9 protein-coding genes are annotated in these 10,304 nt (G+C 55.8%); 7 read left to right on the top strand and 2 right to left on the bottom strand.

Going from position 1 to position 10,304, the window contains the following annotated elements:
• Positions 1-187: 187 nt before the first annotated feature.
• On the bottom strand, positions 188-1,069 hold the full coding sequence (locus tag BM322_RS12010) for a DUF4931 domain-containing protein (protein ID WP_318254615.1): 882 nt from the start codon (positions 1,067-1,069) through the stop codon (positions 188-190).
• A gap of 71 nt (positions 1,070-1,140) precedes the next feature.
• Between BM322_RS12010 and BM322_RS12005 the strand changes: the two genes are divergently transcribed.
• Positions 1,141-2,811, top strand: a complete 1,671-nt coding sequence (locus BM322_RS12005) for a polysaccharide biosynthesis protein (RefSeq protein ID WP_075430800.1) — start codon at positions 1,141-1,143, stop codon at positions 2,809-2,811.
• A 52-nt stretch (positions 2,812-2,863) separates the two neighbouring features.
• Positions 2,864-3,754 (top strand): diacylglycerol kinase family protein, encoded by an 891-nt coding sequence (locus tag BM322_RS12000; protein ID WP_075430798.1) that lies wholly within the window; start codon positions 2,864-2,866, stop codon positions 3,752-3,754.
• Between the two features lie 788 nt (positions 3,755-4,542).
• Here BM322_RS12000 and BM322_RS11995 read toward each other — a convergent pair.
• Positions 4,543-5,829, bottom strand: coding sequence for a nucleotidyltransferase family protein (locus BM322_RS11995; protein WP_075430796.1), 1,287 nt, complete (start codon positions 5,827-5,829; stop codon positions 4,543-4,545).
• 168 nt (positions 5,830-5,997) lie between these two features.
• Between BM322_RS11995 and mnmA the strand changes: the two genes are divergently transcribed.
• From mnmA to BM322_RS11970, 5 genes are all read left to right on the top strand, one after another.
• The gene (gene mnmA / locus BM322_RS11990; protein WP_075430793.1) at positions 5,998-7,089 is read left to right on the top strand and encodes a tRNA 2-thiouridine(34) synthase MnmA; all 1,092 of its coding nucleotides are present in this window, start codon (positions 5,998-6,000) and stop codon (positions 7,087-7,089) included.
• An 81-nt stretch (positions 7,090-7,170) separates the two neighbouring features.
• Positions 7,171-8,013, top strand: coding sequence for an NYN domain-containing protein (locus BM322_RS11985; protein ID WP_075430791.1), 843 nt, complete (start codon positions 7,171-7,173; stop codon positions 8,011-8,013).
• 16 nt (positions 8,014-8,029) lie between these two features.
• Complete coding sequence (locus BM322_RS11980) at positions 8,030-8,461, top strand: DUF3783 domain-containing protein (RefSeq protein ID WP_075430789.1); 432 nt, start codon at positions 8,030-8,032, stop codon at positions 8,459-8,461.
• Positions 8,458-9,303, top strand: a complete 846-nt coding sequence (locus BM322_RS11975; protein ID WP_075430787.1) for a hypothetical protein — start codon at positions 8,458-8,460, stop codon at positions 9,301-9,303. Before BM322_RS11980 ends, BM322_RS11975 begins: the two co-directional genes overlap by 4 nt.
• 46 nt (positions 9,304-9,349) lie before the next feature.
• Positions 9,350-10,294: an ABC transporter substrate-binding protein gene (locus BM322_RS11970; protein WP_075430785.1), complete on the top strand. Its 945-nt coding sequence runs from the start codon at positions 9,350-9,352 to the stop codon at positions 10,292-10,294.
• Positions 10,295-10,304 lie beyond the last annotated feature (10 nt).

The following is a 10,304-nucleotide window of genomic DNA, read 5'->3' as shown; positions in this document are numbered from 1 at the left end:
GGCCGTAAGCGCATAACCTAGAAAGAACTATGTACGTCGCGACCTGGTGACGGGAGCAGGTAACTAGGTCCGTAGAACTGGTCGTACGGTCCATTTAGCGGAAACAGAAAAAGTACTACCCCGTGAACCCCGAGCTGCGTATTTTCGGTTTTTCTTCCCGCACGCACTAACAGATAAACTGCAATTTTTAAGCAAATGGGGAAGTGCCGTAGATGTGGTGAAGTTCCGTTATGGCATCCTGATAGTTCGATGGCCGCACGCGGAGGTTGTAGCCAATATAGATGGGCGGGGTGGCGAAGCGGGGCGTCAGCTTGACGTAGATGGTTCCTTCGTGGTAGTAGAAGAAGATATTGTAGCTGTTGCAGCGCTTGTGGAAGTGGTGGGTCAGATAGTCGGTGACGAGTTGGATGTAGTCGGCCAGTGTGTCGATGGTCTTGTCGGCGCATGAGGCGGCGATAAGGTTGAATTCCCAGAAGCCGATATGCGGCTGCTCGGAGACGGTCAGCGTCACCAGGTCCTGCTCGTAGATGACAGGGCCCGCAAATTCCTCGGGATGGACAGTCAGCGGCTCAGCCAGCGTGGGGAAGGCGATAAACTGCATATGCGGGTGGCGGATGGTGCCGCCGGAGAGTGGCCCGAAGTTCTTGAAGAAGACGACGTCCTCGTAATCGCCGGATTCCTTGAGGCGCAGCCAGTGGCGGATGCCGAAATGGATCAGGCGGCGCATGTGCGCGCGGCTGTACTCGGGCATATCGCTTTGGCAGGCATCGCCCTCGATCAGCACGAATTGCTCGGTGCCCTTCAGCACATTGTATTTATTGCGCAGCAGGATGATGGTGCCGTCGCGGTCGATGATGTCGGTCAGATGCTCGGTGTCGCAGAAGGGGCAGGCATTTTCCTGGGTGAAGATGGTCACCGGCTTTTCGCGGCCGACTGCCATATCGAATTCGATGAGATTCTGGTTCATAGCTACTCCTTGGCCGATTTCGGCCGTTGGCAGAAATAATAGTGGAAAGTCAACGCCAATGATGATATAATTTCCTATGTTGCGTATCCTTATTATTAGCATTATAACGATATTGCGATGATTTTGCAAAACGGGCATGCCACAGGTAAGTGGCGTGCCTTTGTACATAGGCGGTGTTTCCCATAAGTAACCAGGAAGTAAAAGAAGAAAAAAAATCCAGCAAAGGCGAATCGTTCCTCAAGGGAACCTTTATCCTGACCGTTGCGGGATTTGTCGTCAAGGTCATCGGTTCACTGAATTGGATTTTTGTGTCCCGAATCCTTGGCGGTGAAGGTATTGGCCTTTACCAGATGGCCTTTCCGATTTATTTCTTTGCCATGACGGTGTCACAGGCCGGTGTGCCGGTGGCCATTTCAATCATCACGGCAGAGAAGGTGGCGCTCAAGGATATTTTCGGGGCGCGGCGCGTATTCCATATCTCGATGGCGTTGATGCTCGCTACAGGTCTCGTATTTTCCTTCTTGACCTACTTTGCGGCCGACTGGCTTATTGATTGGCAGTTCGTGCGCGATCCGCGTGCCTATAAGTCCATCGTGGTTCTGGCGCCGACGGTATTCTTCGTCACATTGCTGGCAAGCTCCCGTGGCTATCTGCAGGGCTGGCAGCGCATGACGCCGACAGCGGTTTCCCAGATCGTCGAGCAGATTTTCCGCGTCATTACCATGATTCTCTTGGCGGAGCTCTTGCTGCCCTGGGGCCTTGACTACGCATCGGCAGGTGCATCCCTTGGTGCTCTGGCAGGCGCGGTGACGGGCCTTATGGTGCTGGTCTACTTCCACTGGAAGCTCGACCGCGACATCGAGCGCGACTATGGCAACGATTTGCAGCCGCTGCCAGGGCAGGAGAGCGAGCCCGCCTGGCAGATCATCAAGCGCATCTTCAAGCTGTCGCTGCCGGTCTCGGCAGCCAGCATCATGCTGCCGGTGGTCTCCAACCTTGACCTTATGATCGTGCCCCAGCGCTTGGAAGTGGCAGGCTACAGCGTCAATGAAGCCACAGAGCTCTTCGGTTACCTTACGGGCATGGCTGTGCCGCTGGTCAATCTTTCCTGCATCATTACGGCCTCCATGGCCATGAGCATCGTGCCGGCCATTTCCGAGGCGCGGGCACTGCAGGACATGAAGCGCGTCTACAACCAGACGGCGGCCTCGGTGCGCATCTCGAATTTTGTTTGTTTCCCGGCCTTTGTCATCGTGTTCGTGCTGGCAACGCCGATTTCATCACTTATCTACAATGCACCAGGGGCTGGGCCGGCGGTCATGATTTCGGCCGTCAGCATCATTCTTTTGGGGTTGCATCAGGTATCGACAGGCATCCTGCAGGGCCTTGGCCATCCGACCATTCCGATGGTCAATATGATTTTGGCCGCGGTGGCCAAAGTCGTCCTTAACTGGGAACTTACCGCAATCCCATGGCTCGGCATCATGGGTGCGGCCTGGGCGACGGCAGCCGATATGGGTGTCGCTGCCATCATCAATCTGATTTTCATTTATAAGTTCATCGGGTATCGCATGGAGATTCCCCAGCTGTTGAAGACTATCATCGCTTCGGCGGTCATGGCGGCGGCGGTCTACTTCTTCTATGACTGGACAATGGCCTGGTGGCAGATTGGGGTCATCTCGACCTTCGGTGCGGTGTTCTTTGGCTGTGCGGTTTATATCGCAGTTATGTTGCTGATTGGCGGCCTGCGTGAGGACGATCTGGAGCGCATGCCGATGATTGGCCGTATCGGCATCAAATTCCTGCGCCGCATCGGTGTCTTCAAAGAGAAAGTAAACGGATAAGATAAAAGACGAGCAGTGTTCCTGCTCGTTTTTTCTAGGAGGTATAGACAGAGTGAAAAAGCTGGTCCTTTTCTATAATCCCGTATCGGGGCATGCCGCGTTCAAGAACAAGCTCGACGCTATGGTGGAGGCGTTTCAGCGCCGCAATGTCCTCTTGCTGATGTACCGGACCAAGAAAGAGGGCAACGAGGATTTCATTGATTTCGTGCGTGAGACGGAGCCTGAGGGCATCCTGGCTGCTGGTGGCGACGGCACGGTGCATGAGTGTGTCAATCTGATGGTGAAAAACGGCATCAACCTGCCCTTGGGCATCATCGGCAGTGGTACGTCCAACGATTTTGCCACCTATCTCAAAATCAATGAGGACATGGAGAAGTATTTCGACATCATCGCTGCTGGCAAAGCCTGCCGCATGGATCTCGGCAAGGTGGGTGAGGACTATTTCATCAACGTTGCCAGTGCCGGCATGATGACGGGCATTGCGCATGAAGTTGACGCGCGGCTTAAGAATGCCATGGGCAAAATGGCTTATTACATCAAGGGCATCGGCGAGCTGCCGAAGTTTCGTGCTGTGCCAATGACCATTGAGGCTGACGGACAGAAACATGAGCTGGAGGCCTTCCTGTTTGTCGTCATCAACAGCGCCGTCGTCGGCAGCATGAAGAATGTGGCCAAAGATGTTTCGGTCACGGATGGCAAGCTGGACCTGCTGGCTATCCGCAAATGCGGCATCCCGTCGCTGATGGCAGTGACGGCTGACCTCATCGCGGGCAAGCCGGTTTCGGAGAAGGATAAAGTGCTGCACATCCAGGCAAAAGATTTTCGCATCGAATCGGCAGAACCATTGCAAAGTGACCTCGACGGCGAAATCGGGCCGCTTTTGCCGCTGACTATTGAAACGGTGCCGCAGGCTATTGCTGTCTACTGCGATGCGCAGGGGTAAATAGAGAGGTTAAATTACAGTTTGTAGTTTCCTTTTCTTATTCGCATAAAGCCGCGCCGCCGGACAGGGGAGTACCAACGCTTCACTTAGATGCTTTGCTAAAAATATTTTTTGCCTTTAACTAAGCATTGAAAAAGTTCCCAAACGCGCTTCGCTTGAACGGTGTGAATTTTTCAACGAAATGTGAGGGCAAAAAATATTTTCTTTACGCAAACCATCAATGTTACGCTTATGGTACTCTCCTGTCCGGCGGCTTTACGTTTGGCAATAGCTCTGAACTTCTTCAAATTGCTGTTGCGCTGGTGGGGGCCGTTCCGTGCGAAGGACAGTCGCTCCAGACAGAAAGAAGCACTACCCCGTTCGCTCCTTTGGCGACGGAAATCTGAGATTGTACGAATCGTTTCTCCCGTAACAAGCACATCGATGTAATTCGTGACCTATCGCCGGAACAGAGCAGGATTATCCCAACATAACGGAGGGCGAGGGTGGGTACACTTTCTTCGTAGACGGAGTGATTGCCCGAACGTAGTGAGGGATGGCACGCGGCGGGCAATTGCTAGAATGTCAAGATGTATTGGCGCGCCGCCGGCCTGCCCGGCGCATGTAACTAAATACGTACTTAAACACCAGCGCGGGTCATTTAGCGGAGCGGAGAAAAAGTGCACCCACCCTCACCCAAGCTGAGGTGTATCACGCTTATTGTAATCTCGTATTAACAGACAAACTGTAATTGTGCATAATAAAATCCGTTGACTCCTGGGAGAATTTGGAGTCAACGGATTTGTGATTTAGGTGAAAAAGCGTGGGGACTGTTGGAAGTCGTTGCGCTTTTTGTTGGTTTGCGGTGTGATCAGCTGGCGCAGTTCGGTGGCCTTGGTGTCGAGGGCGAGCTGTTGCTGTAGGGGCGATAGGGTGGCGAGCCCCTGGGCGCGCTGGGTGCTGGTCAGGTAGGCACTGGTTTTGGTGATGAGCGGAATCGTTTCCGCTTTTTTTATGTGGCGGAGCAGGTTGCGGCCGCGCGGGCCACAGGCGAGTATGCGGGCGTAGAGCGGGCCTGACTTGTCAATGGCGTCTATCTGTGCCTGCGTGACGCCGAGCAGCAGGTGGATAAGCGTGCGGGCGATGCGGCTTTGCGGATAGCGTTTCGTTGTGGCCGTAGACAGAAGTTCATCATAGGTCGCAGCTGTCTGCAGGCAGTCGCGCAGGCGGTTCTCAAGGCCTTCGTTGATCCCGGCAAGCTTGCGCAGGGCTGCGTTATCGGTTCGCAGCATCAGGGCTTGCAGTGGCAGCAGCAGGCGGTCGTGATCGGGGAGCTGGGCGGCTGTGAGCTGGCGGATGTTGGTAAAGACTGCGGGCGGCAGTGACTCGCGCAGCGCCGCGTAGTCGCGTTCAGTGAGCTGGGCGGCGAGCAGCCGGCCGTCAGCAATACGGGCAGCGGCAGCAGCTTTATGCAGCAGCTGGCGGATGGCCGAGGCGCTGGCGTTGGTGGCGGCGATGTCGGTGCTGTGGTAGCTGGCCCCGGCGCGCGGGATCAGCAGCGGCTCGATGGCAGGCGTTTTTTTCAGTGCGCGCAGGTACTCGATGGCAAGGATGTTGTTAGGCTCGTGCAGGAGCGCTGTGTCGGCATCGGCGGCCGCAGCTGTGAGTTCTGTGAGCGCCTGGGCGTAGGAGGCTCCATCCTTTATCCGCTCGTGCAGTTGCGTCTGGACGGCATCTGAATCGACGGCTGCTGCAATTTCCTTGAGCGTCGCAAGCGAGGGGCACTCGGCGCCAAAGGCCAGCGTGTCGACGCAGCCGAGCCGCGCGAGCAGGCGCACGCCGCCGCGGGCGAAGTCCTGAGCACTGCGGCAGGCGAAGGTAAAGGGCAGCTCGAGCACGAGGTCACAGCCGCCTGCGATGGCCAGCTCAGCGCGCTGCCATTTGTCAAGGAGTGCTGCCTGCCCGCGCTGGACAAAGCTGCCGCTGATGACAGCGACGACGATACTCCGAGGATGAAGGGCGCGGATCTGTTCGAGCTGATAGCGATGGCCGTTATGGAAGGGGTTGTACTCGGCGATGATACCGGTAACGTGCATGATGATGCCTCCTGTTGCAGTCAAAGGGAATGTTCATCGTCTAGTTTAGCATTTGCTGGGCATCTGTGACAAGATTCCTTTGGGTCTGGGCGAGAATATGTTATACTTAAGAATACGAATGAATTTTTAGCACATGCTGCTTAGTACGGATATAGGAGCTTGAGATATATGGAAAAGAAAAAAGTAGTAGTGGCGATGAGCGGCGGCGTGGACAGCTCGCTGACGGCTGCGCTGCTCGTGGAGCAGGGCTTTGATGTCATCGGCATCACGATGCGTCTTTCGGAGGAGAGCCGTGACTTTGACTGCAACGACCGCGGCTGCTGCAGCCTCGCAAGCGTCGACGATGCGCGCCGCGTGGCCGAGACCATCGGCATCCCGCATTACACGGTCAATTTCAAGGAGGCGTTCCAGCGTGATGTCATCGATTATTTCCTGGCCGATTACGCGAAAGGCTGGACGCCGAATCCCTGCATCGCCTGCAATCGCTATATGAAGTTCGGCCTGCTGCTCGACAAGACACTGGAGCTGGGGGCGGAATTCCTGGCCACGGGACACTATGCGCGCATCGAGCAGGATGAGAACGGCCGCTATGTCCTTAAAAAGGGCATGGATGTCCTTAAGGATCAGTCCTATGCGCTCTATCATCTGAACCAGAAGACTCTGCGCCATTTCATGCTGCCGCTGGGGGGCATGACGAAGGTGCATACGCGGGAGTTGGCGGAGAAGTTCAACCTGCCTGTGGCCCATAAGCCCGACAGTCAGGAAATCTGCTTTGTGCCTCACGATGACTACAAGGCGTTCCTGAGGGACAAGAATCCTGGCTGCCTCAAACCGGGCAATATCGTCGACCGTGCGGGCCATGTGCTCGGTCAGCATGATGGCGTGCCCCTTTACACGATTGGCCAGCGCAAGGGGCTTGGCATTGCGGCCCCCGAGCCCCTCTACGTTACGGAGCTGGACATGCAGAACAATCAGGTCATCGTCGGCGGGGCCAAGGATGTCTATGCCGATGGGTTGATTGCTGGCGACCTCAACTGGATTGCCTTTGACGAATTTACGGAGCCCTGCCGCTATGCGGCCAAGATCCGCTATGGCAAGAAAGAGGGCATGGCTAGTCTCACCATGCGCGAGGATGGCCGCCTGCAGGTTCGCTTTGATGAGTCGCAGCGAGCGGCGACGCCGGGACAGTCCATCGTGTTCTACGATGGCGATACGGTGGTCGGCGGCGGAATCATCGAAGAAGTTTGCCGTTGCGACTGAGTTGGCAGGATTTTTGCGTTAAAGGGCGAATAGATAAGACTGTATGACTATCAGACTAGAAGATTTCGAAGGAAGGATTATATGACACTCGATTCGAGTAATGAAACGGTGGCAATACTTTACGATATTGAAAACGCACCGTTCGAGATGCTCAACTACACGCTGGGCAAGGCACGGCGCTATCAGCCCTGCCGCACGATCGTCGTTTCGGACTGGGAGGCGCGCCCCGAGCAGAAACGCTGGGATAAGCTCATGCGCCGCCCAGGGTTCACGTTCCGCCAGATCAGCCGCACTTATCAGGGCAAGAACTCGCTGGACTCGGCCATCTATGATTCGGCCAAGATCCTCTACCAGGAGGGCGTGCGCAAGTTTTTGATCATCACGACAGATTCAGATTTCGTGCGGATTGCTGAGCTCTTGAACTCGGAGACGCCGTCCTACATCATCGGCGTCGGCACGAAGCAGGCCAGCGAGACGCTGCGCAATGCCTACAATGAGTTCTTCGTCTATCCGCCGGAGGAGAAGAAGAAACCGGCGAAGAAGACGGCGGCAAAGGCCGACAAACAGGAGTCGAAACAGGCTGAGCCTGTGACGGAAAAGGCTGCAGCGGTTAAAACGTCTAAGACCGTTAAGACGGCAAAGAAGAAAACGACGCCGACCAAGGCGGACGCCAAGGAGAAAACGGCAGCAGAGCCAAAGGCTGGCAAGCTGCAAAAGCCAGCCAAGACAGCAAAGGCTGCTCCAGTCGCCCCGGAAAAGACCGCGACTCCCAAGGCAGCACCTGTTGCAGTCAGTGCCGATGGCCAGTTGTCGGTCAAGCTGCCGAAATCGCTGCGTCGCTCGCTGGAGGAGCGCAAGCAGGAAGAGGGCGTGTCGCTTGACGAGCTGGTGACCTATCTTATCATGCGCGGCCTGTCCCGCTGACGAAGGAGTATTGTAGATGAAACGACAAGAACAGGTTTTATTCTATCAATTTCGCGATGAAGAAAAGCTGAACCTTTCGCGCAAAGTGCTGAATCGTCTGGGCATTACTTCGAAGGTGCTGCCGGAGGAGGCCTGGCGGGAAAAGGTCGGCTATCTTCTCGGACTGAAGGGCTTTCAGGCGGCTGCAGCGGATACGAAGGATGATGGATTCGTGTTCCCGCACGAAGTCATGGTGCTGCAGAACATCCGCAACAAGCGCCTCGATGAGGTGCTGCTGGCCCTGCAGCAGGCAGGCGTGCCGAAGGTCCGGTTCAAGTCAGTGGTGACGCCGTTCAACACGCTTTGGACGCTGCGCCGTCTTTGCGAGACGATGCAGAAGGAGCATGCGGCCATGCTGGAGCAGGAAGAAAAGAAACAGAAACAAATGGAAAAGCAGGAACAAGAATGAAAAACGAGGATCTCGAGAAAACCCAATACATGCGTCCTGGGGATGTGGAGCAGGTAAAGTCGGCGCGCCGGCCGAGCCTGTCGGATACGCAGGAGCTGCCGCCCGTCGACGATGAGCTGGGCATCAAGCCAGCCTTTCCGCAGGGGCGTACTGGCAGCAATGTGCGCGAACTTTCGCGTGATGACCGTGAGCCTGAGGAGGCTAAGGCGAAGCCGAAGAAATTCCTCACGGCCGGGCGCAAGAAGGCGCTCTGCCTTATGGGCGGCTTTGCGGCCGCATTGTTCATCGGCTTTATGATTGCCGGTTATTCCCAGAATCAGAGCGATAAGCAGCAGACGCGTCAGGTCCAGGAGCAGCAGCTGAAGGACAAGGAACAGAAACTGGCGGGGCAGGAGGCTGATCTCAAGGCCCGACGCGAGCAGCTCGAAAAGCAGAAGAAAGATCTGCAAGAGCAGCAGCGCCAGCTGGAGGAGCAGTCAAGCCGGGCCAAGGGTCGCAACGAACAGCTCGGTGACAGTGCGCCGGGCTCGCCCCTCGGCAAGCTCGTCGACAAGGTGACGGGCAAGGAGGCGGAGCGTCAGCGGCAGATGGAGCAGAACAAGCAGCAGAGTGCCGAGAGCGATACCCAGGCAGCTGATGTGCGCAAATCCATCGATGAGGCCCAGAAGATGCTTGACGATGTGAATGCCAAGCTCGATTCGGTGGCGGCCATGAAACAGGAGGCCAGCCAGCTCAAGGAGCGGGCTGCCGCGGCCTATGAGGAGAATAAGGGCACGATCGATGAGGCTATCCGCTATGCCAAGATTGGCGCGGGCATGCTCGAAGGACTGCTCTCACACTAAGTTTATGGATACATATTAGGGATATTTAGGGAAAGAAGGAAAACTCTTGAAGAAATTACTTGCCATTTGCCTGACGATGCTGGCGCTGATGATGCTGGCAGGCTGCGGCTCACCCAAGCAGGCAGACACGAAGAAGGACATGCAGCCGCTGACCATCGGCCTGATGCCGGATACTGACTCGCTGCCGTTCATCATCGCTCAGGAGAAGGGATTTTTCAAGGAGGAAGGCATCGAGGTGAACATCGAGCAGTACAAGAGTGCGATGGATCGCGACTCGGCCCTGCAGAGCGGCAACCTCGACGGTGCGGTCTCGGACATGTTGGCGGTAGCCTTTGCTAAGTCTGGCGGCTTTGATGTCAAGGTCACGTCTTTTACCGATGGCAGCTACAAGCTGATTGCCAGCAAGGATTCGGGCATCAAAGATGTCAAGGGCCTTGCGGGCAAAGACGTATCGGTATCGCGCAATACGATCATCGAGTATGTGACGGACCAGATCCTTGCCAAGGAGAATATGGATGGCGACAGCATCAACAAGGTCATTATCCCTCAGATTCCGACGCGTCTGGAGATGCTGCAGAACGGCAAGCTCGCAGCGGCTACGCTGCCCGAGCCGATGGCCAGCATCGCTGTCCACAATGGCTGTAAGTTCGTGACGGGTTCTGACGAGCTCGGCATCAATCCCGGTGTCATCATGTTCACGGCTAAAGCTGCCGACAGCAAGAAGGCCGAGATTCAGGCCATGTACCGCGCTTACAACAAGGCCGTGCAGTATCTGAATAATACGGATCGGGCCGAGTATATCGATCTCGTGATTGAGAAGGGCGGTTTCCCGCCGGTGGCCAAGGATGCCCTCAAGCTGCCGAAGTATCATGAGGCAGCTCTGCCGAAGGAAAGCGATGTCATTGACTGCATCAAGTGGCTCAATAGCAAGAACCTCGTGTCGGAGACGTACAGCTACAAGGATATCGTTTTGGATCTGTTGAGCAAATAAACGCTGAAGG

Source organism: Selenomonas sp. GACV-9 (genome assembly GCA_900116485.1).
GTDB classification, from domain to species: domain Bacteria; phylum Bacillota; class Negativicutes; order Selenomonadales; family Selenomonadaceae; genus Selenomonas_A; species Selenomonas_A ruminantium_G.
The sequence above is the reverse complement of the archived record's forward strand: the minus strand, read 5'-3'. Positions and strand labels throughout refer to the sequence as shown.